At 36.5% G+C, this 25,307-nt stretch carries 27 protein-coding genes; 11 read left to right on the top strand and 16 right to left on the bottom strand.

The window, feature by feature from the left end; genetic code table 11:
* The first annotated feature begins 72 nt into the window (after positions 1 to 72).
* Both OL225_RS08595 and OL225_RS08590 read left to right on the top strand, forming a co-directional pair.
* Entirely contained in the window at positions 73 to 957 is an 885-nt protein-coding gene (locus OL225_RS08595; RefSeq protein WP_264517973.1) for a dihydrodipicolinate synthase family protein, read from the top strand.
* Between the two features lie 9 nt (positions 958 to 966).
* Positions 967 to 1,200, top strand: a complete 234-nt coding sequence (locus tag OL225_RS08590) for a hypothetical protein (protein ID WP_047374883.1) — start codon at positions 967 to 969, stop codon at positions 1,198 to 1,200.
* A gap of 133 nt (positions 1,201 to 1,333) precedes the next feature.
* Here the strand turns inward: OL225_RS08590 and OL225_RS08585 are convergent, their stop codons facing one another.
* Positions 1,334 to 1,840, bottom strand: a complete 507-nt coding sequence (locus OL225_RS08585; protein ID WP_047374882.1) for a pyridoxamine 5'-phosphate oxidase family protein — start codon at positions 1,838 to 1,840, stop codon at positions 1,334 to 1,336.
* Positions 1,841 to 2,056: 216 nt separating this feature from the next.
* Here OL225_RS08585 and OL225_RS08580 point away from each other — a divergent pair, with 216 nt between their 5' ends.
* Together OL225_RS08580 and OL225_RS08575 are read left to right on the top strand one after the other, a co-directional pair.
* Positions 2,057 to 2,854: an AraC family transcriptional regulator gene (locus OL225_RS08580; RefSeq protein ID WP_319800574.1), complete on the top strand. Its 798-nt coding sequence runs from the start codon at positions 2,057 to 2,059 to the stop codon at positions 2,852 to 2,854.
* Positions 2,855 to 2,921: 67 nt separating this feature from the next.
* Positions 2,922 to 3,875, top strand: a complete 954-nt coding sequence (locus OL225_RS08575; protein WP_264517971.1) for a nitrilase family protein — start codon at positions 2,922 to 2,924, stop codon at positions 3,873 to 3,875.
* A 43-nt stretch (positions 3,876 to 3,918) separates the two neighbouring features.
* On the opposite strand, the gene OL225_RS08570 is transcribed toward OL225_RS08575, so the two are convergent.
* The 4 genes from OL225_RS08570 to OL225_RS08555 form a co-directional block, all read right to left on the bottom strand.
* Complete coding sequence (locus tag OL225_RS08570) at positions 3,919 to 4,275, bottom strand: rhodanese-like domain-containing protein (protein WP_264517970.1); 357 nt, start codon at positions 4,273 to 4,275, stop codon at positions 3,919 to 3,921.
* Entirely contained in the window at positions 4,272 to 4,574 is a 303-nt protein-coding gene (locus tag OL225_RS08565) for a DUF3817 domain-containing protein (RefSeq protein WP_047374873.1), read from the bottom strand. Before OL225_RS08565 ends, OL225_RS08570 begins: the two co-directional genes overlap by 4 nt.
* 2 nt (positions 4,575 to 4,576) lie before the next feature.
* Positions 4,577 to 5,035, bottom strand: a complete 459-nt coding sequence (locus OL225_RS08560) for a hypothetical protein (protein WP_264517969.1) — start codon at positions 5,033 to 5,035, stop codon at positions 4,577 to 4,579.
* 70 nt (positions 5,036 to 5,105) lie between these two features.
* Positions 5,106 to 5,696: a TetR/AcrR family transcriptional regulator gene (locus OL225_RS08555; RefSeq protein WP_264517968.1), complete on the bottom strand. Its 591-nt coding sequence runs from the start codon at positions 5,694 to 5,696 to the stop codon at positions 5,106 to 5,108.
* Positions 5,697 to 5,845: 149 nt separating this feature from the next.
* Between OL225_RS08555 and OL225_RS08550 the strand changes: the two genes are divergently transcribed.
* Positions 5,846 to 7,063 (top strand): MFS transporter, encoded by a 1,218-nt coding sequence (locus OL225_RS08550; protein ID WP_264517967.1) that lies wholly within the window; start codon positions 5,846 to 5,848, stop codon positions 7,061 to 7,063.
* A gap of 130 nt (positions 7,064 to 7,193) precedes the next feature.
* Here the strand turns inward: OL225_RS08550 and pdeM are convergent, their stop codons facing one another.
* The 6 genes from pdeM to OL225_RS08520 all read right to left on the bottom strand — a co-directional run bounded on the left by pdeM (position 7,194) and on the right by OL225_RS08520 (position 15,856).
* Positions 7,194 to 7,838 (bottom strand): ligase-associated DNA damage response endonuclease PdeM, encoded by a 645-nt coding sequence (pdeM, locus tag OL225_RS08545; RefSeq protein WP_052184583.1) that lies wholly within the window; start codon positions 7,836 to 7,838, stop codon positions 7,194 to 7,196.
* Between the two features lie 49 nt (positions 7,839 to 7,887).
* Positions 7,888 to 8,490 (bottom strand): 2,3-bisphosphoglycerate-dependent phosphoglycerate mutase, encoded by a 603-nt coding sequence (locus tag OL225_RS08540; RefSeq protein ID WP_185097808.1) that lies wholly within the window; start codon positions 8,488 to 8,490, stop codon positions 7,888 to 7,890.
* Between the two features lie 388 nt (positions 8,491 to 8,878).
* The gene (locus OL225_RS08535) at positions 8,879 to 11,329 is read right to left on the bottom strand and encodes a ligase-associated DNA damage response DEXH box helicase (protein WP_264517966.1); all 2,451 of its coding nucleotides are present in this window, start codon (positions 11,327 to 11,329) and stop codon (positions 8,879 to 8,881) included.
* A gap of 185 nt (positions 11,330 to 11,514) precedes the next feature.
* Entirely contained in the window at positions 11,515 to 13,095 is a 1,581-nt protein-coding gene (locus OL225_RS08530; RefSeq protein WP_264517965.1) for an ATP-dependent DNA ligase, read from the bottom strand.
* Positions 13,092 to 14,114 (bottom strand): ligase-associated DNA damage response exonuclease, encoded by a 1,023-nt coding sequence (locus tag OL225_RS08525; RefSeq protein ID WP_264517964.1) that lies wholly within the window; start codon positions 14,112 to 14,114, stop codon positions 13,092 to 13,094. Before OL225_RS08525 ends, OL225_RS08530 begins: the two co-directional genes overlap by 4 nt.
* Before the next feature lie 284 nt (positions 14,115 to 14,398).
* Positions 14,399 to 15,856: a S41 family peptidase gene (locus tag OL225_RS08520; RefSeq protein WP_264517963.1), complete on the bottom strand. Its 1,458-nt coding sequence runs from the start codon at positions 15,854 to 15,856 to the stop codon at positions 14,399 to 14,401.
* A 198-nt stretch (positions 15,857 to 16,054) separates the two neighbouring features.
* On the opposite strand from OL225_RS08520, the gene OL225_RS08515 reads away from it, so the two are divergent.
* From OL225_RS08515 to OL225_RS08505, 3 genes are read left to right on the top strand one after another with little or no spacing between them, the layout of a single operon-like run.
* Positions 16,055 to 16,846, top strand: coding sequence for an SDR family oxidoreductase (locus OL225_RS08515; RefSeq protein ID WP_264517962.1), 792 nt, complete (start codon positions 16,055 to 16,057; stop codon positions 16,844 to 16,846).
* Positions 16,847 to 16,851: 5 nt separating this feature from the next.
* A complete protein-coding gene (locus OL225_RS08510; RefSeq protein WP_264517961.1) occupies positions 16,852 to 17,253 on the top strand; it encodes a GlcG/HbpS family heme-binding protein in 402 nt (133 codons plus the stop codon).
* Positions 17,254 to 17,271: 18 nt separating this feature from the next.
* Positions 17,272 to 18,078 (top strand): helix-turn-helix domain-containing protein, encoded by an 807-nt coding sequence (locus OL225_RS08505; RefSeq protein WP_264517960.1) that lies wholly within the window; start codon positions 17,272 to 17,274, stop codon positions 18,076 to 18,078.
* 232 nt (positions 18,079 to 18,310) lie between these two features.
* Here OL225_RS08505 and OL225_RS08500 read toward each other — a convergent pair whose 3' ends face one another.
* The 4 genes from OL225_RS08500 to OL225_RS08485 all read right to left on the bottom strand — a co-directional run bounded on the left by OL225_RS08500 (position 18,311) and on the right by OL225_RS08485 (position 21,416).
* Positions 18,311 to 19,378 carry an SDR family oxidoreductase gene (locus OL225_RS08500; protein WP_264517959.1) on the bottom strand — a complete coding sequence of 356 codons (1,068 nt, stop codon included), beginning with the start codon at positions 19,376 to 19,378 and terminating at the stop codon, positions 18,311 to 18,313.
* Positions 19,379 to 19,464: 86 nt separating this feature from the next.
* The gene (locus OL225_RS08495) at positions 19,465 to 20,049 is read right to left on the bottom strand and encodes a Crp/Fnr family transcriptional regulator (RefSeq protein WP_264517958.1); all 585 of its coding nucleotides are present in this window, start codon (positions 20,047 to 20,049) and stop codon (positions 19,465 to 19,467) included.
* Positions 20,050 to 20,097: 48 nt separating this feature from the next.
* Positions 20,098 to 20,544, bottom strand: coding sequence for a PPC domain-containing DNA-binding protein (locus tag OL225_RS08490; RefSeq protein ID WP_264517957.1), 447 nt, complete (start codon positions 20,542 to 20,544; stop codon positions 20,098 to 20,100).
* A gap of 11 nt (positions 20,545 to 20,555) precedes the next feature.
* On the bottom strand, positions 20,556 to 21,416 hold the full coding sequence (locus OL225_RS08485) for an NAD(P)-dependent oxidoreductase (protein ID WP_264518692.1): 861 nt from the start codon (positions 21,414 to 21,416) through the stop codon (positions 20,556 to 20,558).
* Between the two features lie 207 nt (positions 21,417 to 21,623).
* Between OL225_RS08485 and OL225_RS08480 the strand changes: the two genes are divergently transcribed.
* Both OL225_RS08480 and OL225_RS08475 read left to right on the top strand, forming a co-directional pair.
* Positions 21,624 to 22,250 carry a chloramphenicol acetyltransferase gene (locus OL225_RS08480; RefSeq protein WP_047374850.1) on the top strand — a complete coding sequence of 209 codons (627 nt, stop codon included), beginning with the start codon at positions 21,624 to 21,626 and terminating at the stop codon, positions 22,248 to 22,250.
* Positions 22,251 to 22,752: 502 nt separating this feature from the next.
* Positions 22,753 to 23,094: a helix-turn-helix transcriptional regulator gene (locus OL225_RS08475; protein ID WP_052184581.1), complete on the top strand. Its 342-nt coding sequence runs from the start codon at positions 22,753 to 22,755 to the stop codon at positions 23,092 to 23,094.
* Between the two features lie 16 nt (positions 23,095 to 23,110).
* Here the strand turns inward: OL225_RS08475 and OL225_RS08470 are convergent, their stop codons facing one another.
* Positions 23,111 to 23,842, bottom strand: coding sequence for an MBL fold metallo-hydrolase (locus tag OL225_RS08470; RefSeq protein WP_264517956.1), 732 nt, complete (start codon positions 23,840 to 23,842; stop codon positions 23,111 to 23,113).
* Positions 23,843 to 24,097: 255 nt separating this feature from the next.
* Here OL225_RS08470 and OL225_RS08465 point away from each other — a divergent pair, with 255 nt between their 5' ends.
* The gene (locus OL225_RS08465) at positions 24,098 to 25,282 is read left to right on the top strand and encodes an MFS transporter (protein WP_264517955.1); all 1,185 of its coding nucleotides are present in this window, start codon (positions 24,098 to 24,100) and stop codon (positions 25,280 to 25,282) included.
* Positions 25,283 to 25,307 lie beyond the last annotated feature (25 nt).

Here is a 25,307-nt window from a genome sequence, read left to right as displayed (position 1 = left end):
TTTTTTTTAAAGCATTCTCTCTTAATGGTTTCAATCTTCTAACTAACTATCTAAATTTTTAACCAGCAAAACATGAAAAATGTTCCATTTAAAGGGATTATTGCCTATCCCATAACACCTTTTGATGAAAATGAGAAAGTAAATATTCCTCTTTTCAAGCATCTCGTAGAAAGGCTGGTAGCTTCCGGAAGCCATGGAATCGCTCCATTGGGGAGTACAGGTGTAATGCCTTACTTATCTGATGAAGAAAAAGAAGAAGTGACGGAAGCTACTTTGCAGCAGGTAAAAGGAAGAATTCCGACTCTTGTAGGGGTTTCAAATCTTACAACGGAAAAAACCATTCACCATGCTCAGTTTGCAGAAAAAGCAGGTGCTGATGCAGTGATGATAATTCCAATGAGCTACTGGAAGCTAACTGACGACGAAATTGTAACCCATTATGATGCTGTAGCAAGTAAAATATCGATCCCGATTATGGCATACAATAATCCGGCAACAAGTGGAGTAGACATGTCACCCGCCTTGTTGAAGAGACTTCTTGAAATTCCTAATGTAACGATGATTAAAGAAAGTACAGGAGATGTTCAAAGGATGCACGCTTTGAGAAGAGAATTGGGTGAAGAAGTGGCATTCTATAACGGTTCTAATCCTTTGGCACTTGCAGCATTCTCCGCAGGGGCAAGGGGCTGGTGTACAGCGGCTCCAAATCTTATTCCTGAGTTGAATATCAGCCTTTATAATGCAGTTGAGGACGGTGATCTTGAAAAAGCAAAAGCCATTTTCTATCAGCAGTTTGATCTTTTAAAATTTATTGTGAACAAAGGGTTGCCAAGAGCTGTAAAATCAGGACTTACAATTCTGGGTGAAGACGGCGGAAATTTGAGAAGCCCTTTAAAACCTCTTCAGGAAAAAGAAACTGAAGAACTAAAAAATATTCTTAACCCCCTTATTAATTAATGCAATCTTATGAAAAAATCCATTTTTTATCATGCGGGATGTCCTGTATGTATCAGCGCAGAACATGACATCGTTAACCTTATAGGTTTGGAAAACGTTGAAATTATCCATTTGGGTAATGATAAAAACAGAATTGAAGACGCTGAAAAGGCAGGAGTAAAATCTGTGCCAGCTTTAGTAGCTCCTAACGGGAATGTACTTCATATTAATTTTGGAGCATCTATAGAAGATGTGAAAAATTAGCATTATTAATCTTGTATAAACGGCTCAATTCCTTGAGCCGTTTTCTATATCTCATAGATTCCACGAATTACGCAGATAATTGTTGAAAGATCTGCATAGTCTGTGAGAGAATTTATGGTTTATTTTGAACCTTCTAAATTATTGCATTTCCTTCTACACCATCAGAATTATTGGTTTTATGCCCTGTTATTGCAGAAGCAACAAAACTGAAGAGGCTGACTAGTTTTCCTGCCTTGGTATCCCAGTAATAGGTTTCTTTAGGTTCTACACGGATAATGGTAACATTGGGATCATCCTTTCCGTCAAACCATGCTTTAGCCAGAGGAGACCATTTATCTTCTATGGTAGCTTTATCTTTATAAACAGAAGCCTTTCCGTATACAGAAAGATATTGGGAATCACTATTATTCATAAAAAACAGCTGTACTCTTCGGTCTTCTTTTATTTCAAAATTTTTATTGCTTGTTCCGCTGCTGATAAACCAGAGATTTCCATTATCATCAGTTTCCTGCAGAGTCATGGGTCTTGAATTAACAGGAACGGTTTCCAATTCTGTACAGAACATACAAATTTTTGCACTTTCTGACAATTCTTTGATTTTTTTAATAGCCTCAAGATGGCTGAGATTCTGTGTTGACATACTATAATATTTTAGGTGGTTGGTATAGGCTAAACCATTCAAATACCTGACCAAAAGGCAATAAAACGTGGTACCTGGGCTTGATTTCTTTTCAGAAACTAATGGAGATTTGTTTGAAAATCCAAGGATAGCAGAAGATATTGCTTATTATCTCTCGCAGATTTTACGGATAAATGTTATCTTTTTCTGCCAATAAGTTTTGCGTACATTTGATGGATGCAGATTTCACCGCCTAAACATTTGGCCCCTTTTATCAGGCATTATATCTTTTTGGAAAATTCTGAAAGAGATATAAGAAATTTACGGCTGTTTACTGATGGTAGTTCCGGACTTATTTTATCTGGTGATATAAATCTGTATTCCGGTATTTCAGAAGATCGGATGCCGCTTTCTTTTTTTTATGGAACTCTAAATGGTTATAAAGATTTCTTTTCAAAAGGAAAATTTTCTTTGATTGCCATTGTATTCCAGCCCTATTTTTTAAATGTCCTTTTAAAAACTTCCGCCAAAGAGATTAGAAATCATATTGTCTCTGCTGAAGATATTTTAAAGGATAAGCTGAAAGTATTTCAGGAAAAACTTTTTAAGAAAACTAATCCTCTGACCATTATCAATGATCTGAATATTTTTTTTACTGAATTTTTATCCAAAACAATGAGTACGGATCATAATGTTATAGTGGCTACACAGCAGTATATTCTTCAAAACAGAGGGCTTGTGTCATCTAAAGACTTAGAAAAATTCACAGGATATTCTGAACGTCACCTGGAAAGGAAATTTGAATTTCATATGGGAATATCTCCTAAAAAATATGGCAATATTACCCGTCTTCATTACTTTTTAAGCCTTATCAATAAAGGTATTGATGATAAAAGTATGACGATGCTTTCTTATGAAGCCGGGTATTCTGACCAGTCTCATCTTATCAGGGAATTTAAAAACAATATCGGGCTTACTCCCAAACAGTATTTGAAGACAGAAAATAAAATGGCTGTCAATTTCATTGAGTTATAAATCAATTATGTCGGTTTTTTACAATTTTTGATAAGCGGAGTCATCTAGTTTTGCTTAAAAAAAATCAATGAATATTAAAATTTCAACCGCACAATTTGAAAATAAAAGCGGTGATAAAGCTTATAATCTTTCTGTCATAGAAAAACTGGCCAGTGAGGCCGCTTCCCAGGGATCTCATATCATTGCTTTTCATGAATGTTCCATTACAGGTTACACTTTTGCACGAAAACTTTCTAAAGAACAGCTTCTTGATATTGCGGAACGCATTCCGGAAGGGGATAGTATTCAAAAACTGCAGGAGATTGCAGCTCAGAATGACATCACTATATTAGCCGGGTTGTTTGAAAAAGATGAGTATGATAATCTTTTTAAAGCTTATGTATGCGTTGATAAAACCGGACTGAAGGCTAAGTACAGAAAGTTGCATCCTTTTATCAATCCTCATCTTACTCCCGGTAATGAATATTGTGTATTTGATATCATGGGCTGGAAGTGTGGTATTCTCATCTGCTATGATAACAATATCATTGAAAACGTAAGAGCTACCAGACTTCTTGGTGCAGAGATTATTTTTATGCCCCATGTTACGATGTGTACTCCTTCCACAAGACCGGGAGCCGGATTTGTAGATCCTCAGCTTTGGGAAAACAGGATAGCAGATCCTACGTCTTTACGTCTTGAATTTGAAGGAATGAAAGGCAGAGACTGGCTGATGAAATGGCTTCCATCAAGAGCTTATGATAACGGAGCTTATATTGTTTTTTCAAACCCTGTGGGAATGGACGATGACCAGCTGAAAAACGGATGTTCCATGATTATAGATCCTTTCGGAGATGTGATTGCAGAATGCCGTTCATGGGATGATAGTTTTGAGTCTGTGGTTATTACTCCTGAAAAACTTAATCAGGCAGGAGGATACAGATATATTAAGGCCCGAAGACCTGAGCTATACAGGGATATCATAGGGCAGGAGCATTCATCTGAACAAAAAGTTGTATGGCTGGATGATAAGATCGTTTAAAAATAAAAACCCTCCTGCGACAGAGATCTGAGGAGGGTTTATTTTATTGACGGATTGTTTTTTGAAGATCACTCCAGGCACCGCCATTATAAATATGTTTGAAACCTTTTTCTTTAAGGATATTTTCTGCTTTTACACTTCGAAGTCCATGTGAACATACTGTGATGTATGTTTTTTCAGGATTCAATTCTACATATCGTTCTCTGATGGTTCCTAATGAAATATTGACAGCTCCTTCTATATGTCCCGTTTCGTATTCTTTTTCAGTTCTTACATCAAGAATGACGGCTCCTTTTTTAATCAGTTCAGACAATCCGTTATCTAAGGTCTGAAGACGATAGATTTTATATACAACATAGACGGTAATAGCTATGCCGCACATGATCAGAATACTTTTCATAGCTTGCTTAAAATTTTCCGGTCAATATAAAATGTTCCGAACGGGATGAAACAAGCCAGAATGATCTTCCAGGTTATTTCTTTGAACTTCCAGTTCTGTTCTACACCAATGCTCAGCGTATTGAACAGAAAGAGCAGGAATAATGTTCCATGAACGGGGCCTAACAGTCTCACCAGTAAAGGATTTCCCATCCAGTATTTCATAGGAACGGCAATGCATACTAAACTTAGCAGGGAAATGCCTTCCAGAATCGCCAGAACTCTTAGCCTGCCGATTTTTGTTTTCAATAAATCTATCATAATTATCTGAAATAAGGTCTGTTTGCTAAAGGAGAAAAGGGCCACGGAATTGCAATGAAAATAATGATCAATGCAACAGAAAACCAGATGCCCATGGTTTTGAATTTGTCCTTGTCTGAAAATTTTCTTTTGGCTAAAGCGGAACCAATAGTAATCATCACAACAGCTGTAATCATCAATGAAATATGAATCAGTCCGAAAAACAGGTGTTCAAAAGATTCTTTGGCTTCATTAAAATTTTTCCAGAAGTATTGGATCACAGGACTTTTGAAATAGAATATCATTCCGATAATTAATTGTACATGAGCTATGGTAGCTGTCCAGTGTCTCACAGAGTTATCTGTTCCGGTAAATTTCCTGTCTGAGGAATATCCCTTGTAAGAACGATAAATGGCATACATCAGGCTTATTAAAACCAGCCAGCGTGTTTGAGAATGTAAAAAAGTAAGGGTTTGATACATTGGGTATTTTTTAGAACAGAGCAAAGGTAAAACAAAAACATACTAAATAGTATGTTTTTAAGTAAAAAAATTATTGCAAAGTTTTAAAATAGGACTTAAGTCCTTTTAAATAAATCAGATATACTTCTTTTGAATTCTCAACTTTTCCAAGATTTCTGACGCCCCAATAACCGGAAATAACAAAAACGCTCACTTCCCTGGCATTAACGTCTTTCCTAATGATTCCGTTTTCCTTTCCTTGATCGATACTTTCTGCGAAAGCATTTTCCCATTCTTTTGAAAGTTCGTGTAAAGCCTGGGTAAAGGCAGTATGCCATGGTGCCATTTGCTGTACAAAATTAGAAGTAGGGCAGCCGTATTCAACCTTTAAAAAGTCATTTTCCATCAGGAGATTGTAGATGATCTCATAAATATTGTCCAGTGGGTTCTTGTTATTCTGAAGAGATTCAATAAAATTACGTCTGAAATTGGGCTTCATCAGTTCGTTGATAATGGCCAATCCCATTTCATCCTTGGTTTTAAAATGATAATAAAAAGCACCCTTAGTCACCTGAGTCGTTGCAATAATTTCATCAATGCTTGTGGTCTGAAAACCTTTCACATAGATTAATTCGAACGCTTTCTGGAGAATAGTAAGACGGGTTGCTTCTGATTTCTTCATTAAAATGGCTGATTAATGTACAAAGGAACAAATTTTATACTTAAAATAAAACTATCATTATTCTGATACATTAGTGTTATTTAAATAATTTTTATAATACAATTATTCGTCGGAAATTTGCCTTGTCAATATCAACAAAATACAAGACAATGAATTATCAAAAAGAAATACAGATCAATACTGCAACACAGACTGCTAAAAAAGGTCTTCCTGCAGCTTTATGGGCATTAACGATAAGTGCCTTCGGAATAGGAACTACAGAGTTTGTAATTGTAGGGCTACTTCCTACCGTAGCCTCTGACCTTGGAATAACCATTCCTTCTGCAGGACTGCTGGTAAGCCTTTATGCAATAGGAGTAGCTATCGGGGCACCAATATTAACGGCATTAACAGCAAAAGTTCCACGTAAAATGCTTTTGGTTTCCATTATGATGCTATTTGTTATTGGAAACGGTCTGGCGTCTATTGCTCCCAGTTTTATAACATTAGTTCTGGCAAGAATACTTACGGGATTGGCCCATGGTGTTTACTTTTCCATAGGTTCTACCATTGCTGCTTCGCTGGTTCCTGAAGAGAAAAGAGCAACCGCTATATCCATTATGTTTGCCGGGCTTACACTCGCCATTGTAACAGGAGTTCCGCTAGGAACTTTCATAGGACAGCATTTCGGATGGAGAGCTACTTTTATAGGCGTTTCAATCCTTGGAATCATAGGGCTGATAGCCAGTTTGTTATTAGTTCCGAACAATCTGAAAAATGGAAAAACAGCTTCTATAAAAAGTCAGTTTAAAGTACTGGGAAACAGACGTCTGATTTTTGCTTTTTTAATGACAGCGATGGGATATGGAGGAACATTTGTAGTGTTTACTTATCTGTCACCTATTTTACAGAAAATTACAGGATTTCAGGAGTCTACCGTTACTTTTATCCTTTTGATTTATGGAATTGCCATTGCCCTTGGAAACCTGATTGGTGGGAAAGTAGCCAATAAAAACCCGCTGAAAGCCCTTTTATGGATGTTTGCAGCACAGGGATTGGTATTACTTGCGTTTTATTTCACGGTAAGCAGTCCGGTTTTAAGCATCATTACACTTTTCCTTTTAGGAGCATTATCGTTTGCTTCCGTGCCTGGACTTCAGTTATTAGTGGTACAGATTGCAGAAAAGGAACTTCCTGGAACTGAAGATGTAGCTTCAGGGATCAATATTGCCGCTTTTAATATTGGTATTGCAATCGGGTCTTATGCAGGAGGGATGATTGTGACTTCATCTTTAGGATTGGAAAGTACACCATGGATAGGGGCTTTATTTCTGTTAGTTACAGTATTGATTACAATATACAGTATCCGTTTAAGCAAGAAAAATTAAGATTTTTATCTGAGTTATCAATCCATGTCAAGGTTTAAAACCTTGATATGGATTTCAATGTAAAGAAACTTTCAACTTTTTAGTAAAACTCATTTCTAGCATCAAAATCTATTGGAATTACCTTAGATTATCAGATTTCATAAATCTCAGCATCTGTAAACACAAAAAATATACTGTTCTTAGGAAGGTTTTTGGTATCCAGCCCTGTAAATTCACTGAAAGCAGGAAGCAACAACTGGCTGCTGCTGAGAGCAAAGCAGGGAAGTCTGATATTTTTTACAGCAGAATTAAGGACAATTCCTGGATGAATGTGTCCGGTAATCTGGAATCCTGATCTGGTTGTATCAAAATTGTGAATAAAAGTAATATCATCTATTTCCAGCCACTCAGATTTGTGATGAAAGCACAGCTTTTTTTCCAGTACTTCTGATATCCGGTCATGATTTCCTTCAATAAGATAAAACTGTATATTGGGATATTGGTTTTTCCAAATACAGAATTCATCCACATCAGAATTGTCTCCGGCATGTAACAGATCACCAACTACAATAAATTTTTCGGGCTGAAAATATTCAATCAATGCTGATAATCTTTCCAAGTCGCTTTTCATAATATGATTGGCGAGAGCAATACCATTTTTGCGGAAATGTGCTGTTTTTCCAATGTGAAGATCAGAAAGAATAAGAGCCTTTTCTTTTTCCCAGAATGCTGCACGCTGATTAGTCAGAATGAAAGTATGGCATTGGACAGAAATGCTTTTGGTTGCTATAAACACGCTTTATAATAGAAAATTTAATGTTTAAAGTTACGTTATATTAATTGAATCAGCCGACCTTTCGGCTTACATGAAACTTTTCATCAAAAACATAAGTCAGAGGAAAGCCAGTAGCTATTTCTCTTTCTAAAATTTCTTCAGGAGAAAGATGTTCAAGATACATGATCAGTGCACGAAGGCTGTTTCCATGAGCCACAATCAATACATTTTCGCCTTTTTTTAATAAGGGTCTTATCTGACTTTCAAAATAAGGAATGACTCTGTTGTAGGTATCTTTAAGACTTTCTCCTCCGGGAGGCACAACATCAAAAGATCTACGCCAGGTATGAACCTGCTCATCACCATATTTTAAAGCAGTTTCTGCTTTGTTTAATCCTTCCAGGTTTCCGTAAGAACGTTCGTTTAACGCTTTGTCTTTGATGACTGGAATATTGGGGTTTCCTATTTCATTGAGGATGATGGATAAGGTATGCTGAGCTCTGACCAGTGCAGAAGTAAATGCGATATCTATTCTTTCTCCTTTTAACGCAAGACCTGCTTTTTTGGCTTCTTCAATGCCGGTTTCGGTTATATCAATATCTTTCCATCCTGTAAATCTGTTTTCCAGATTCCACAGTGACTGTCCGTGACGGACCAAGAACAATTTTTCCATTATTTAAATTTTTTACAACTTCTAAGAAGGTATACTCTAAGTTACGATGATTATTTAAACTTATCAAGAAAATTAACTTAGAATATTAGGCTAAGAATAAGATTAAAACGATAAGTTTTTTTATTTGATTTTATAAATTTTGGAATCTCGCAAAGGCGCAATTTTTTTATTATCTATTTTTATTTTAAGACTCAAGAACATTTCGACTTTGCTCAATATTAGATTTTCAGCAAGATTAGCAGAACTAAATTTTATCGGAGATAAAATCTTTGCGCCTTAAAAAAGCTTTTATTTTAATCTTTTTGCGCCTTTGCGATGATCCAATATCTAATGACATTTTCCTTTAGAAAAGTAAACTTATACAAGAAAGTAATAGTTGTATTGATCATCATAGATCATTTATATCAGACAGTTTCAGCATTCTCTTAATCCTTGCATCCAGTCCCTCACTCGAAAGTGTCTGCCTTAAGCTGTCTACTTTGATCGGGAAGCTGAGCGGGGTAAAAGAACGGGAATGTTTTAGAATAATTTCAGATTTTTCAATCCGTTTAAATGCTTCTACCAGCCGCTGCTCCTGAAGCTGCATATTAAAGACTTCCGTATAGGCCTGTTTTATTAAAAAGTGATTGGAATCATGGTCTTCCAGTACTTTAAAAATAAGCCCTGCAGAACTCTGCAATGATTTATTGGAGCGTTGTTGCCCGGCATAGTTTTGAATCACCATTCCTGAAATTACTGCAATATCTCTGAATTTTCTCTTCGCCATTTCAGCAGAATTGATACTTGCAATCACATCATTCATCAGATTATCTCTGGTTAAAATCTGGTGCAGATTATTTTCATTAAGCGGAATTTCTTTATCACTGAACAGCTCGAATCCGTAATCATTCATTGCCATTGAAAAGGAAATAGGGGCCAGTTTTGAGATACGGTAAGCAATCAAAGCTGCCATTACTTCATGCACGAGACGGCCTTCAAAAGGATACATAAACAAATGATATCCTTCACGGTTTTTAATCATTTCGACAAGAAACTCATCTTCTTTGGGAATATGGGAATTTTTTTCCTGATTGATCAGTAAAGGATGCAGAAATTTAAGCTCTTTTTCAGAAGCCCTGGGGTTTAAGGCATGTGACAATTTTTCTCTTAAAAAGTGTCCCAGATTGGTACTTAGAGGCAGTCTTCCGCCAAGATAACTGGGAACCAGAGCTCTTCCTTTGGCTGCTCTTACATAAACAGTCATATCTTTGATAATGACAACCTCAAGCGTACGTCCGGCGAGAATAAACTTTTCTTCTTTTTTTAATTTTGAAATAAAATATTCTTCAATCATCCCGATATACCCCCCCGAAATAAATTTCACTTTCAGCATGGCATCACTTACAATCACGCCCATATTCATTCTGTGGAGCATGGCTATCTTTCTTGAAGTAACTTTATAAAGGCCATCGTCCATAATAACGATCTTGTGGAATTCTTCATAGCTTTTCAACACGCTGCCGCCAATGGTAAGGAACTCCAGAATGCTTTTCCATTCTTCGTCCAGCATTTCCTGGAAGGCATATACTTTTTTGATTCTTTCATACAGCTCATCAGGATAAAAACCATCACCAACAGCCAGTGTCATTAGAAACTGAACCAGCACATCGAAACATAAAACCTGTGGTTCTCTGGGCTCAACAACTTTCTGTTTTACGGCTTCTTTTAACGCAGAAACTTCAATCAGTTCCAGAGAATGGGTGGGAACACAATAGATTCTGGAGGTTTCAAAAGGAGAGTGGCCACTGCGTCCGGCCCTTTGGAGAAACCTCGCAACACCTTTGGCAGATCCTACCTGAATAACAGTGTCTACTGGTTTAAAATCAATTCCAAGATCGAGGGATGAAGTAGATACTACGGCTTTTAATTTTCCGGAGCTTAAATTTTCTTCAATCCAGATTCTTAAATGGGCATCAATGGAACTATGATGAATTGCAATCTGGCCTGCAAAATCAGGATGGGCATCCAGCAAAAGCTGATACCACATTTCACTTTGGCTTCTGGTATTCGTAAATACAATTGTGGACTTCGATTCAAGAATAATCGGAACAACTTTATCTGCGAGTTTGTTTCCAAGATGTCCTGCCCAGGGTAATATTTCGATTTCGTCCGGAAAAACCGGGAGAATATCTATTTTTTTGTGCTCTTTAGCTGTAATTTTTGTTTTTTTAATATCATACGGAATAAGAACTTCCATAGCTTCATCCAGATTTCCAATGGTAGCTGTAATGCCCCAGATTTTAATTTTCGGAACATATTTTCTAAGCTGTGAAACGGCTAGTTCTATCATGACACCACGCTTTGAGCCCAGTAATTCGTGCCATTCATCCACAGCTACACATTTCATATCTCTGAAAAAGGTTTCATGATTTTTCTGAGCAAGAAGTAAATGAAGACTTTCAGGAGTTACAACAAGAATTTCAGGCATCTTTTTTACCTGTTGTTGCCTTACCTTCGGATCAGTATCTCCGTTTCTTACGCCTACAGCCCAATCAAGTCCGATGTCGTCAATTGCTTCCTGCATTGCCTTCGCAATATCTTTGGACAGAGAGCGGAGAGGTGTGATCCAGATCATTTTCAATCCTTTTTTGTATTGCTCAGGATGATTCAGGAAATCTGAAATTAAGGCTAAAAAAACAGAAAAAGTCTTTCCAAAACCTGTCGGAGCCACTACCATTCCACTGTACCCATTTCCAAACTTCTTCCAGGTTTCCAGCTGAAATTTAAAAGGGACAATCTCTTTACCGGTCATCCATTGCTGAATGATCTTCAATCCATCGGTATGTTCAAAAGCAGCCAATTCTATTTTTATTTAAATTTTTAACGCAAAAGAGCGCTAAGTTTTTATTTGATATTGTTTAATTTTCGATCGCAAGGGCTTTTCACTCAGCAACGACAATATTTTTCTATAGCTGAACAGAGTGCCGTTGCGAACGAAAAATATTACGCTATCATAAAAAGTCCTTGCGCCTTTGCGTTAAAATATTATTGTATTAATTTTTTTATTTCTTCAAGAGAGTCGATTTCATCTACTGTTTTGTCTTTCCGCCATCTTACAATTCTTGGAAACCTGAGGGCTACACCACTTTTATGACGGTTGCTTAAGCCTATGCCTTCAAAAGCAATTTCGAAGACCAGTTCTGCTTTTATTGTTCTCACAGGTCCAAATTTCTCAATGGCATTTTTGGTCACAAACCGGCTCACTTCCATTATTTCTTTATCTGTCAACCCAGAATAGGCTTTGGCGATGGTCACCAGATTATCTCCGTTTTTTACGGCAAAAGTATAATCGGTGTAATAGGCACTTCGTCTGCCGCTTCCTTTCTGAGCATAAATAAGCACTGCATCAATGGTAAACGGATTGATTTTCCACTTCCACCAGTCGCCTTTTTTTCGTCCGGAATGGTAAGGAGAATTTTTTTGTTTTAACATTAATCCTTCACTGTTTATGTCTCTTGAATTTTCACGAAGAGCATCCAATTCTTCCCATTTTTCAAAATCCAGACTTTTGGAAATTTTGATGTTTTGGGGATTTTCATTCAATAATAATTCTTCAAGCAAAGCTCTTCTTGCAGAGATGGGTTTTTCTCTTAGATCATTATTTTCAAGCTCTAGTAAATCATATGCAAAGACTTCTATCGGAATTTCCGACAGCATTTTTTTAGTTAAAGTTTTTCTGTTTAATCTTTTTTGTAATTCGTTGAAGTTTAAAATTTTACTATCTTTTACTGCAAGTATTTCTCCATCTATCACAAAATTGCCTTTCATGGCTTTTACCACTTCTACAATCTCCGGAAATTGTTCTGTTACGAGTTCTTCACCTCTTGACCAGATGAAGACTTCATTGTTTCTCCGAATGATCTGTCCGCGTATTCCATCCCACTTATATTCTACCAGCCATTCATCCGGATTTCCCAGTTCTTCAGTTTCTTTTTCCAAAGGATAGGCAAGGCAGAAGGGGTAGGGTTTTGAGTTGTCGGGATTTACATTTTCTGCATCAATAAGTTCTTTGAAGGAAACTTCATCCGGCAGCCATTTACCCATTAAACTGTGCATCAATGCGCTAGATTCCTGTCCTGAAAATTTGGTCAGTGCATTGATTAATGTTTTGTCTGATACTCCAATCCGAAAGCTTCCGCCAATTAATTTATTAAAAATCAATCGTTCCGTATAGTCCAAACCATTCCATGAGTGCAATACAAATTCTTTTTTTTCTGTATCTGTTTTCCCTTTTAAACTGACAATATCGTTCATCCATTCTGATAATGAACGTTCTATTTTTTCCTGTGGTGGCGGAAGAATTAATGATAACGTTTCTCCAAGATCTCCTACCGAAGAATAAGATTCCTGAAACAGCCAGTAGGGTAGTTTTGTGATTTCCAGAGCCCATTCTTTCATGTAATTGGTATTCACATTTCTCTTGGGTCGCTTCCCGGTAAATAAGGCAATAAACCACACTTTATCTTCATCAGGAGCACGTTCCAGATAATCGATGATGGCATCAATTTTAGCATTGGTCTTATTGGTGGTTTCCAACGCGTTGATAAGGTCTGCAAAATGTCTCATGATTCCGGATTTTCTATGGTTTCTTTTTCAGATTCTTCTTCGTCATCGCCGTAAAGTGTTTCTACAACATCGGCTTTAATTCCGATTTCATTCAGATATTTTGAAAAGACCTCCGTTTGTCCGTGGGTGACGTGCACAATCTCAGCTTCCGTTGCTTTTACGGTCTGGAGCAATCCCTTCCAGTCTGCATGGTCACTCATTGCAAAGCCTGCATCTGCACTCCGCCATCTTCTGGCGCCACGAACCTGCATCCAGCCGGAGCATATTGCTGTGGCCGGATCTGGAATTTTCTTAATGATATTACTGTCGAGTAAAGCAGGAGGAACAATAACAATTTCATGTTCCATTTCTTTCGGTCGTTCTCTGAAATCTGCAATTGTATATTCGGGAAGATTAATTCCTGCTGTTTCAAAGGCTTCATTCAGTTTTCCGATAGAATAATGGACGTATATTTTTCCTAATTCTTCCACCGCCTTCATAATACGTTGGGCTTTTCCTAAAGAATACCCAATAAAGACTGATGTTTTATTGTTTTCCTTATTCTTCAGTACCCAGTTCTGAAGCTTTTTATTTAAATCCGGAACTTCAAGCCAGTTGTAAATGGGAAGTCCAAAAGTACTTTCTGTGACAAATTCATTGCATTTTATCAGCTCGAAAGGAGTGCTCAGTCCGTCATCCTGTACTTTATAATCCCCCGAAATAACAGTCACATACCCTTTATATTCAAGTCTGATCTGTGCAGAACCAATAATATGTCCTGCAGGATGAAGAGAAAGCTTTACCCCATTGATAATTATAATTTCTCCATATTCCAGACTCTGGCATTCGATATCAGTTCCGATTCTCTGATGCAGAATAGGTTTGGTAAAATGGTGACAAAGATATTTTTTCATTCCCCAACGGGCATGATCGGCATGGCCATGGGTAATAACCGCCATGTCAACAGGCCTCCAGGGATCTATATAGAATTTCCCCAATGGACAGTAAATTCCTTTTTTTGTAAATGTGATTAATTTCAATGGTGTGGCTGGTTTTTATGGAATAAGCTTCAAAAACTTAACCAATTTACACCAAATTGTTTATTTTTTATCGATTAAAAAGTGAAATATCAAGCCAACTTTCAGTTGTATGAATGAATATTTATAATAGGGTTCGGCTAAAGCCAATGATGATATTTTTTTATTAAATGGGCTAAAACCCATTTCTATTGATATTCTGTAGTGTTAAAAATAATGTCAGGAAGGATTACAACAAGATTTAAAAGCATAAAAAAGCTGTTTCGAATAGAAACAGCTTGTATAGTTTATTTTTCATTCAGCACATCATTTACGAAGTCAATCCATTGATAATCCGGAATTGTTTTATCTATAAAATAATCGGGTTGAATTCCTTTTCCGTCAATGGCCATATCCGGAATACGGAAGCTCTTAGAGAGTGAATATCCGAGTTTGAATTCATTGCAGGGAGAATTTACGAAATACATATTGGAAATATCCAAAACACCGGCTGTTGTGGTTCCAAAAAGCTTTACTTTTTTACTCTGTTTAGTTGCCAGTAAAAATTCTTCTGCTGTACTGCCGTTCCCATCGTTAATGATAATTCCTACATTCTTTGGATACGGCGAAATTTTATCCATTTTGGTGATTCCCACTGTTTTTCCATCATCCTGCAGACTTACAAATTTGCCTAAATTCTTGCTTAATTTGTCGTAGGCTTTCTTCAGATATTCTCTTTCTTCAACCGGCATTCCATATTTCTGGTAATTATCATAAAAGTCTAACATTCTCTGATTATTCAGTTTTGTAGAATAAAGCTGTGTTCTGACACTTCTTATAGGGTTTGTGTAGAGATATGGAATAATTTTAGAAAAACTGTTATCACTGCCGCCACCATTATATCTGATATCAATAATGAGGATTTCTGTACTTTCAATTTTAGATTGATTGGCTGTAATGACACTGTCAATATCTTTTTTCAAAGCACCATTGAATGAAGGGATTCTCAAAAGCAGAGTAGTTTTATTAAGCTCTTTCAGGAAAGGTTTTTGAGCCAAAATCGCCTGATAGTAAGTTTCAATTCCTTCTTCTTTTTCAAATTTCGGGGAAACTCTCTTCATGGTAAAATCATTAATTTCCAGATAGTTTTTTCCAACAAGTCTCATGTTATGAATTTCCTGTCCAGTCTTATTTCTCAGATAATAAGTTCCTTTAGTTTTATCATCGTTAAAAGTCAGTTTTAATTCATAAGGTTTCCAGTTTTCTGCTCCGGATTTAATGATAAAACCTTTGTAGACGTCTCCAAATTTTTTAATTCCTATTGTATATGGATCAACTTCCCAGATTCCTTCAATATCTGTGTCTTTTTTAGAGACAACTTCTTTTTCAAATTTTTTAAGATCTAATTTTACCGTTTCTGTTTTACTGTCTATGGCTGAGACTGCTGGCTGAGGCTGGGCCTGCTGATTATCTTTTTCGATCATTTTAATAGAAATATGACCGGATCTGAAGAATTTAAGCCATTCATAAAGGGTCTGTTGACATTCCGTATCAGATTTTACATTTTTAATTTTGCTCAGAAATTCATTATTATGAGCCTGATAAGCCGGAATTCCTTTTTTATCAATCATATATTGATACCCGGCATCATTTTCCTCGAATGTTTTTTTTACCCATTGAAAGTTGCTTTCACAAGTACAGTTTTGAGCAAAGCTAAAAGAAGAGGAGGATAAAAAAATTAAAAAGAGTGTCTTAATTTTAAGCATACATGGTTTTTTTAGTTTGAAAGCTACAAATCTAACGATAATTCTATTTTTTTATGATTTTAAAAGAGTTTTTATTTGGCAAGAAATTCCTTTTTTACTTGGTTATCTGAACTTTTCAGCAATATAAAATTGAACGCTGCAGCAATATTAAACTTCCTGAAATCTCAGAAATTTGTATCATCATTAAAAAAGAATACAATGAGTAAAACAATTTTAATTACAGGTGCAGCAAGTGGATTCGGAAAGATTGCTGCTTTTGATCTTGCTAAAAAAGGGCATAAAGTAATTGCCACTACACAAGTCTATCCTCAGATGAGTGATTTAATCCGTGAAGCGAAAGAACAGGGAATTGACATTACGGTGGATAAACTGGATGTAACCAGCCAAAGAGATGTAGATTATATCTTAAAGAAATATAATGATATAGATATTCTGGTCAGCAATGCCGGAATTATGGAAGGCGGCCCGATTGCAGAACAGCCGGTAGATATTATACGTTCTATGTTTGAAGTGAATGTATTTGGTGCATTAAATCTTGCACAGGGATTTATCAAAAAATTTGTTGAGAAGAAAAAAGGTAAGATTGTTTTCACATCTTCAATGGGAGGTTTATGGACGGTTCCGTATGTGGCAGCTTATTGTGCATCAAAACATGCATTGGAATCTATTGCTGAAGGGTTGAGAACGGAGCTTGCTCCATTCAATATCAAAATTGCAACTTGTAATCCAGGGGTATTTGGAACAGGATTTAATGACAGGGGAGTAGATTCTATTTTTCATTGGTATGATCCGAAAATTAACTTCACTCCGGAATCAGCTTTTGATGGCGCGGCAGAATCTTTGGCCCACCAGCTGGATCCACAATCTATGGCGGAGGTGATTGTAAATGTAGCTTTAGATGATGAGAGTCATTTCAGAAATGTACATCCAAAAGAAACTGAAGATTTTGTAAAACAGCTCCAGGCAGATGCATGGACCGCAAAAAGCTAAATATCATGGAATTAAATTATAACACAGCAGAAAAAGCCTTACAGGCAGCCAAAGAAAAGGCATTATCTTTGAATATTCCTGTGAGTATTTCTGTGGTAGATACCGGAGGACACCTTGTTGCATTGGCAAGACTGAACAGTGTCTACGGAGTGATTGATTTTGCCATTAAAAAAGCAAAAACCGCTGTCATGTTTGGAGTAGACAGTGATTTGATGGGAGGAATTATCTCAGAAACCGGAATTCACGGCTACGGAATGCTGAATTCAAATGATGGGCTTCTGACTATTGCAGGTGGTGTTGTCTTAAAAGATACAGCCGGAAAGATCATTGGTGCAATCGGTTCTTCAGGAGGAACTCCGGAGCAGGATAAAGAAATTGCTGAGGCAGGAGCGCGGGCTATTGTTTAAATTTCAGATATTTGTATAATGGAAAACAATTCTTCTGAGATCATATTTGATAAACTGGTTTATTCATGTGCCTTTGAGTCTTACAGAGGGCATGAGGAGTTTATTCCGGATCATTTTCTGGGATTTCAGATCTCCGGAGAGACCCATGCTTTCCACGAACAGGGGAAAACTGTGATTAAAGAAAATACAGTGGTTCTGGTCAGGAAAAATCAACTGATCAGAACTATTAAATATCCTTCAGCTCATGAAAAGTATCAGTTTATCTCAATCACACTTGATGATGAAACACTGAGACAGTACGCCACTGAAAACAAGATAACCATAAACAGCAATTTTCCAGGGAATCAGCGGTTGTTTTTTGAACCCGATGATTTTTTTAAGAGCTATTTTGCTTCTCTTATTCCTTACATTAATAAAACACAGGAAATCCCGCCAAAATTAGCTGTTTTAAAGGTGAAAGAGGCCATAGAACTCCTTTTATTAAGTACTCCTGATCTTAAAAATCTTCTTTTTGATTTTTCTGAACCTCATAAAATTGACCTTGCAGAGTTTATGAATAAAAACTTCATGTTCAATGTATCGGTAGATGCTTTTGCAAGACTTACAGGTCGTAGTTTATCAGGATTTAAACGGGATTTCAATAAGATATTTCAGATGACACCCAAACAGTGGCTGAAAGAAAAAAGATTAAAGGAAGCCTATTATTTAATTAAAAACAGAGATAAAAAACCTTCAGAGATCTATCTTGATCTGGGTTTTGAGAATTTATCCCATTTTTATTCTTCTTTCAAAAAGAAATTTGGAGTGACCACTACAGAGGTATAGCTTTTAACCATTAAAAAAACGCAAATTATACTATAGTTTAACTGTTGGAAAAGCGCAAAGACGCAAGAAAAGTTTTTCAATGTGATGATTATAAGCCGCAAGGTTTTATCTCCGATAGAAATTAACACTGAATATTTCAAAGTATTATTTTATTGTTGATTAATCACAAAATCTACGAGAATCTATCAATCATTTATGATTTTCCTATGTCTTTGCGTTTTCCTACATGTTATTAAGGGATCATATTTTCAGCTCTTAATCTTTCAAAGACATTGATAAAAGAATCTTCTGTGCTTGTATAAGCAGTAAAGCCAAGTTTTCTGCTTTTTGATAGATCACACATCACTTCCAGAGGTCTTCCAAGATCCAGATCAGTATGCCATGCTGAAGACAGACGGTCAAGATTGCTTTCTTTTAGCTTATATTTCTCTGCAATGGCTGTCCAGGTTCCGTGATCGTTTTCAAGTTCCTTTTCAAGAGGCCTTATTGTACCATCGAAGCCTTCTGCTTCTACACCGAACCAGTTTGCTAATCTTTTCCACAGCCATTTCCATCGGAAAACATCTCCATTGGCAATATTAAAAGCCTGATTTTTTGCTGATTCTGTAGATGATGCCCAGACCAACTGCTTAGCTAATATTCTGGCATCTGTTACATCAGAAACACCATTCCACTGAGCTTCAGATCCAGGCCAGGTAAATTTTCTTCCTGTTTCCTTACAGATGCTGGCATATACGGCCAATGTGGTTCCGATATTCATCAGGTTTCCTACCGCATACCCAACTACTGTGTGAGGCCTGTGAATGCTCCATGTAAAACCGTCTCTTTCTGAAGCTTTGTATACTTCGTCTTCCTGTGCATAATAAAAGTTGGGGAGAGGAAGTCTTGGATGTTCTTCTCTTACTGGTGTTTCAGGTAAAACTCCTTCTTTAGCGTATGCCTCAAATGGTCCCAAATAATGTTTCAATCCTGTAACCAAAGCCACATGCTGAACTGACTTTTTGGGAGATAAAATGTTTAACAGATTTCTCACCAGCATGCTGTTGACACGGATATTTTCTTCTTCAGTATCATTGCGCATCCATGTGGTAAAGTAAATATGAGTGGGAGAGATGTCTTCCAGTGCTTCTGCAAGATTCTGCTCATTCATCAGATCTGCTTTAATCGGACGAAGACCAGGGATATTTGTATTGGGGTTTCTGGATAATCCGTATGTTATCCAACCCTGTGCAAGCAGTTCTTCTGCAAGATTGCTTCCTGTAATTCCGGTAGCTCCTACTACCAATGCAATATTTTCCATAAGTATTGTAAAATTTCTTGTACAAAATTATGGCTGGATAGAAGCTTTTATGCTTGATTTGGGTCATGCATTTGGGTTGATCTGGATCAAGTGTTACTCAGGGAATTCTTTTTACGGATCCTGCTCACAGTTTCTGGGGCAAGACCAAGATAAGAGGCGATAAGATTATGAGGGACTCTTTTGATCATTTCAGGGTTCTTTTGTGCCAGCTGAAGGTATTTTTCTTCGGCTGTATAGCTATTGGACACAATGAGCCTGTAATCTTTCGTGACGAGGCTGTTTTGGTATAAGATTCTGAAATACCGGTCCATCACAGGGATTTCTACCATCATTTTTTCGTAGTTTTCCAATGTAATCATCAGGACTTCAGTTTCTTCAACAGCATCAATATTCAGTACCGATTTTTCCTGATTGATAAAACTGTTGAAATCTGAGATCCACCAGCCTTCAAAGGCAAACATATTGATATGCTCATTTCCTTTTTCATCTGGAAAATAAGATTTAAGCAGTCCTTTGCTTACAAAAGACAACGATTTGCAAATATCTCCTTCCTGAAGCAGATACTGTTTTTTACGAAGTTTTTTAAAGGTAAAAAAAGACTGAACCTGACTTTTCTGTTTGTCAGTAATATCAACTTTATTCTCAATATGGGAAAGAAGAACCTCAAACATCACATAAAAATTTCATCAAAAATACTACTTTCAGCGGCAGCCAAAATTTTATTTTTCAAAATCATAAAGATTGATTCCTATCTCTTCATTTTTAATTTTTACGACTCTGGAATCCAGCGGATAGACAATAAATTCTGCAGCTCCCTGAATTTTTGCTTCTAAAAGATGACCAGCCAAAGCAGTATAATCCTCTCTTCCCAAAGTAATATGAAGGTGAAGAGTTAGTTTTCCTTCAATTTCAGATATATTTCCGGAAATATTGGTGACCTCCATTTGTTCTTTGAAAGTCTTATCCACATATTTTTTGGTTACCGGATTAAAGAACCGGAGAGTGGCTTCACTCACAGCTCCTATTCCTGTAACTTCTCCTGCTTGAATATTTTGATTCTGAATAAAGTCTGTTAAAGCTTCTACAATATTGGAATGATTGTCAAGACTTACTATATAACTCTGATCTACTTTTCTTGCAGACCAATGGTTTCCTTTATAATTCATGATCTCCTTATTTATCCTATTGTTTTTAAATAATTGATGATTCCTATAACATCATCCTGACCAAAGCCTTTGTCATGGGCATTTTGATAGGTTTGGATCATGACTTCAGATAAAGGATAATCAGCGCCTGCATTTTTGGCTAGAAGGATGTCTTTCAGCATCAGATCAAGGGCAAATGCCGGAGCGTATTGGTCTGCTATTAATAAGGGTGTTTTTACTTTGGTAGCACCGCTTCCACTGGCACTTTCATTAATGATTTCCAGCATATCTGACCTTTCAATTCCTAATTTTCTGGACAGCAAAACAGTTTCTGCCAGTCCCTGATAAATAGTGGACAGAAAATAATTGATAGAGAGTTTTCCTGCGATCCCTTTTCCGTTTTCACCCAAATGTTTTACAGATTTTCCCATTTTCAAAAGATAAGGCATTGCGAACTGGATATCCTTTTCTTCACCTCCAGCCATAATGATCAGTGTTCCTTCCTTTGCTGGCTGGGTACTGCCCGCTACGGGAGCATCAATAAAGGAAGCTTCTTTTATTTTCAAAGCAGCTGCGGTTTCTTTTGAGGCTTCAGGAGAAATGGTACTCATATCTATAAAGAGCTTTCCTTGAATGTTTAAAGGAAGGATTTCTTCATATACTGCTTTTACAGCACTGTCGTTGGTCAGCATTGTGAATATAATATCACTGTTTTGTACCAGATCTTGAATTTGATTACAGACAGTAGATTTTTCTGCAAAATCCTTGGCTTTTTCAGGAGATCTGTTGTAAACCGAAAGTGGAAATCCTGCTTTTTCAATATTCTTTGCCATGGGGTGGCCCATATTTCCTAATCCGATGAATCCGATTTTTTCCATTGTCCTATTTTGTATTTTGTTAGTAATTAAGTTTTATGTTTTCAATCTCCTGAATGAAAAGGAGTTATTTGAATGTAGATAGATGAAAGTATAAAACACGTCTGTTTTGCAGCAAAATATCGACCAAACAATCACTTTACGAAATTAAGTTTTAATTATATTTTTATCCATAAGCTTTTAAAACCGGAGAAACTTTCAGAAATTTGCAGCAAATAAGAATCAATGAAGATTGTAGATATAGACAACTGGAACAGAAAAGAACATTTTGAATTTTTTTCTAATATGGCAAGCCCTTATTTTGGATTTACAACGGAAGTAGACTGTACAAAAGCATATGACACAGCGAAAGAAAAAGGGTATTCATTTTTTGCTTATTATTATCACAAATCTATGGTGGCTGTCAATAAAGTAGATGAATTAAAACTCAGAATTATTGATGGGCAGGTGATACAGTTTGATACAGTTCATGCCGGCAGCACCATTGGAAGACCAGATGGAACTTTCGGTTTTTCATTCACTCCTTTCTCAGAAGATTTCGAAACATTCAATGCTTCTTTGCAGGAAGAGATAAAAGGGGTACATGAGACTTCTGGTTTGAGATTAAGCAATGAAAGACTGGGAAAAGACCACATCAGACACACGACTATTCCATGGAATTCGTTCACTGCAATATTGCATCCTACAGATTTTAATACAACAGAATCAGTTCCTAAAATCGCTTTTGGAAGGTTCAATATCAAAGAGGGCAAAAAATATCTTCCGGTTTCCATTGAAGCACATCATGGATTGGCAGACGGAATTCACATTGCTAAATATCTTGAAGAGTTTCAGAAAGAACTGGATCAATAATAGATACACTATATAATGTATTTGAAATCCGGATTTTTAGTATTGATACTTCTTTTTCATTTCGGTATGAATACGCTGAAAACATTGATCGAGATCATAAAAAGTAAACATAGGAATCTATTACATTTACAATTATGAAATGGCAAAGCAGATAATGAGGAAACGGGCTGATAAAAGCAGTTATGATATTTTAGTTCAAGATGTAACGTGGTATCTATGTGGTACACGGTTTTAATAAAATTTTAATCATTTTTTCTTTCTTTGCCAGTATAAAAATAAACCGAAATTTATAGGTGATGTTTTTTTACTTAATCATTTGCTGAATACAATTAAATATTGTTTATCATTGGATTACATTAAAAAAACAATTAATTTTTGAATATATAGAAATCATTTTGTTCATGATATTACATTATCAGGAAACAGATTGATGAGATAAAAAAGCTTTATACTGATGCTCAAAAGTTATTGCATCTGAAATAAGTAGAGATGAAAAAGTAATATGAAAAATAGAAAACCTGAAACTAACTTAGAGGATTTAAAACAAAAGATTCTTGTACAGGACGAGATAATGGCGTTGGCGAAAGCAAATTCCCCTCGTCTCTTGAACAAATTCAGACTGGTTTATCCTGATTTTTTTAAAAAGTTATCCGATATACAGCCTTCCCTTAAAAATTCTGAACTGATCTTTTGTATTTATCTTAAGCTCAATATGACGACTAAAGAAATTGCTACGTGTATTTTTGTTACCCCAAAAGCAATACAAAACAGAAAAAACAGGATCAGAAAAAAACTGAATATTCCTTCTGAATTTGACATCTATAAATGGTTTAATGAAATTTAAACCATTTTTTCGACATTTATATTTCTACTACGGCTTTATCCAGATCATGATACAAAAGGATTTTCCAATTGTTTTCTCTTGCATCTTTTTCCCACTGAAGTCTTAATTCCATTGCTTTTCTGCCGTCAAAGTCACTTTTATAGGCTACATGGTATTTTAAATAAGAAGCCTGCGGAAGGTCATCAGCTCCATAGAAAGCCGTTTCTTCATTTTCTCTGATCCAGAAAACCTGCATAAAAGGAGTGTGTCCTCCTGCCACTTCATAGGAAATTTCATCTGTGATCTGCCCTTTATCTTCATTCATCCAGGTAATATTGGGGAGCTGAATCAATTTTTCCAATATATCAAAGTCAAAAGAAGGATTCCCTTTCTTTTCCATTGCAAAATCAAGTTCACGTTTCTGTATATAGATCTGAGCATTAGGAAAAGCAGCTTCAAAACCATTTTCGGTAAGCTTTACAGCCCCTTCAATATGATCTTTATGAAGATGGGACAGCAGTAACTTTGTGATTTGCTCAGGACGGATATTTTCCTTTTCAAGAATTTCTGAAACCACCGTTTTTCCGGACTCATTTTTCCAGCCAATTCCAGCATCCAAAAGGATATAATCATTTTCAGTAATAATAAGAAACGGCTGAACAGACATTTTAATTCCTCCGATCTTATCAAAATTTTCTTCTGTTAAAAGAGTGAAGTCTTTGGTTTTGCTTGCCGAAAAATTACCTTCTTTGAGTGGAATGATTTTCATGCTGCAAATTTCCTTAATATTTCTAACATTCAAAAGGTTTTCCATCAATATATATCATCAATAAAAACAATCATACAGACAGAGTGTTGAAATCATTCTACTTACCGGAGAATCCTATATTATTCACAGAAATGTAAAAGCATGGAACGAATAATTTCTTTTTTTAATGATTATCTTTGATCTCTTAAAATCTGACAGTATACATCGTTATCTGTTTTCAGACAGCTTTCAATTCAAATAAAAACTTTATACGTAATGCAGGAGAGTTCTTCCCAAGGTATTTCCCGGACTGTTATCTGGCTTATGGCCATTATTTCAGGGCTGGTAGTCGCCAACAATTATTATAATCAGCCTTTACTGGCACTTATTTCAGAAGAACTGCAGGTTTCTGAAAGCGCAGCAAGTAAAATTTCAGTACTTACACAGATTGGTTATGCATTGGGCCTGCTGCTGATTGTTCCGCTGGGTGATAAATTTTTTCGCAAGAAATTAATCTTAATAGATCTGTTTCTCGTTTTTGGATCCCTTTTATGGATGACTTTTGCCACCGAGCTGTGGATGTTGTATGCTGCCAGTTTGCTCATCGGAGCTACATCGGTTATTCCGCAATTGTTTGTTCCTATTGCAGCGGAACTTTCATCAGATAAAGAAAAATCCTCCAATATCGGATTGGTAATGTCCGGGCTGCTACTGGGAATTCTTCTTTCCCGTTTTATAGGAGGAATAGTAGGTGAAGTGTGGGGCTGGAGAGCAATGTTTGGTATTGCAGCAGGACTGATGATTCTGGTTTGGCTGGCTGTCTATAAAATGCTTCCGGAACTGTCTCCTAATTTTAAAGGAACTTACAAAGAATTGATGCGTTCTGTTGCCCACCTTGCAAAAACACAACCAATTCTTCAGCTGGCATCATTCCGTGGAGCTATGGCATTTGGGTCTATGTGTGCTTTGTTTACCACGTTGGTTTTTCATATGGAAAAGCCGCCTTTTAATGCCGGATCGTCTGTAGTGGGAAGTTTCGGATTAGCAGGTGCTGTAGGTGCTTTAGCGGCAGCTAAGGTGGGGAAACTTCAAAAGTATCTGGATATCAACCGGATTATCTTATATTCTTTATTGATTGTTATAGGAAGCTGGGGCTTTACTTATTTTGCCGGAGAAACATATTGGGGACTTATTGTAGGAGTAATTCTTGTGGATTTGGGAGTACAGTCAAGTCACATAATGAACCAGACCAATTATTTCCTTATTAAATCAAATGCTGTAAACAGGCTGAATACCGTGTATATGGTGTCTTATTTTATCGGAGGATCATTGGGAACATGGCTGGCATCTGTTGCTTGGCAAAAGGCTCAGTGGAGTGGAGTATGTTTTGTAGGAACGGTATTTGGCGTATTGGCTTTGATTGCCCATGTTCTGTTTTGTAAAAAAGTGAATAAATCATAGAAGGGGGCATATTTGTTTTATGCTT

Source organism: Chryseobacterium viscerum, assembly GCF_025949665.1.
Taxonomy (GTDB): Bacteria; Bacteroidota; Bacteroidia; order Flavobacteriales; family Weeksellaceae; genus Chryseobacterium; species Chryseobacterium viscerum_A.
The sequence above is the reverse complement of the archived record's forward strand: the minus strand, read 5'-3'. Positions and strand labels throughout refer to the sequence as shown.

Excerpts from the sequence above, each read along its gene's own strand:
- OL225_RS08515 (WP_264517962.1), top strand. The coding sequence starts at position 16,055 with ATGAGTAAAACAATTTTAATTACAGGTGCAGCAAGTGGATTCGGAAAG.
- OL225_RS08505 (WP_264517960.1), top strand. The coding sequence starts at position 17,272 with ATGGAAAACAATTCTTCTGAGATCATATTTGATAAACTGGTTTATTCA.
- OL225_RS08550 (WP_264517967.1), top strand. The coding sequence starts at position 5,846 with ATGAATTATCAAAAAGAAATACAGATCAATACTGCAACACAGACTGCT.
- OL225_RS08495 (WP_264517958.1), bottom strand. The coding sequence starts at position 20,049 with ATGTTTGAGGTTCTTCTTTCCCATATTGAGAATAAAGTTGATATTACT.
- OL225_RS08475 (WP_052184581.1), top strand. The coding sequence starts at position 22,753 with ATGAAAAATAGAAAACCTGAAACTAACTTAGAGGATTTAAAACAAAAG.
- OL225_RS08465 (WP_264517955.1), top strand. The coding sequence starts at position 24,098 with ATGCAGGAGAGTTCTTCCCAAGGTATTTCCCGGACTGTTATCTGGCTT.
- OL225_RS08555 (WP_264517968.1), bottom strand. The coding sequence starts at position 5,696 with ATGAAGAAATCAGAAGCAACCCGTCTTACTATTCTCCAGAAAGCGTTC.
- OL225_RS08590 (WP_047374883.1), top strand. The coding sequence starts at position 967 with ATGAAAAAATCCATTTTTTATCATGCGGGATGTCCTGTATGTATCAGC.
- OL225_RS08480 (WP_047374850.1), top strand. The coding sequence starts at position 21,624 with ATGAAGATTGTAGATATAGACAACTGGAACAGAAAAGAACATTTTGAA.
- OL225_RS08595 (WP_264517973.1), top strand. The coding sequence starts at position 73 with ATGAAAAATGTTCCATTTAAAGGGATTATTGCCTATCCCATAACACCT.
- OL225_RS08575 (WP_264517971.1), top strand. The coding sequence starts at position 2,922 with ATGAATATTAAAATTTCAACCGCACAATTTGAAAATAAAAGCGGTGAT.
- OL225_RS08490 (WP_264517957.1), bottom strand. The coding sequence starts at position 20,544 with ATGAATTATAAAGGAAACCATTGGTCTGCAAGAAAAGTAGATCAGAGT.
- OL225_RS08565 (WP_047374873.1), bottom strand. The coding sequence starts at position 4,574 with ATGATAGATTTATTGAAAACAAAAATCGGCAGGCTAAGAGTTCTGGCG.
- OL225_RS08520 (WP_264517963.1), bottom strand. The coding sequence starts at position 15,856 with ATGCTTAAAATTAAGACACTCTTTTTAATTTTTTTATCCTCCTCTTCT.
- OL225_RS08580 (WP_319800574.1), top strand. The coding sequence starts at position 2,057 with ATGCAGATTTCACCGCCTAAACATTTGGCCCCTTTTATCAGGCATTAT.
- OL225_RS08470 (WP_264517956.1), bottom strand. The coding sequence starts at position 23,842 with ATGAAAATCATTCCACTCAAAGAAGGTAATTTTTCGGCAAGCAAAACC.
- OL225_RS08500 (WP_264517959.1), bottom strand. The coding sequence starts at position 19,378 with ATGGAAAATATTGCATTGGTAGTAGGAGCTACCGGAATTACAGGAAGC.
- OL225_RS08585 (WP_047374882.1), bottom strand. The coding sequence starts at position 1,840 with ATGTCAACACAGAATCTCAGCCATCTTGAGGCTATTAAAAAAATCAAA.
- OL225_RS08510 (WP_264517961.1), top strand. The coding sequence starts at position 16,852 with ATGGAATTAAATTATAACACAGCAGAAAAAGCCTTACAGGCAGCCAAA.
- OL225_RS08540 (WP_185097808.1), bottom strand. The coding sequence starts at position 8,490 with ATGGAAAAATTGTTCTTGGTCCGTCACGGACAGTCACTGTGGAATCTG.
- OL225_RS08570 (WP_264517970.1), bottom strand. The coding sequence starts at position 4,275 with ATGAAAAGTATTCTGATCATGTGCGGCATAGCTATTACCGTCTATGTT.
- OL225_RS08530 (WP_264517965.1), bottom strand. The coding sequence starts at position 13,095 with ATGAGACATTTTGCAGACCTTATCAACGCGTTGGAAACCACCAATAAG.
- OL225_RS08560 (WP_264517969.1), bottom strand. The coding sequence starts at position 5,035 with ATGTATCAAACCCTTACTTTTTTACATTCTCAAACACGCTGGCTGGTT.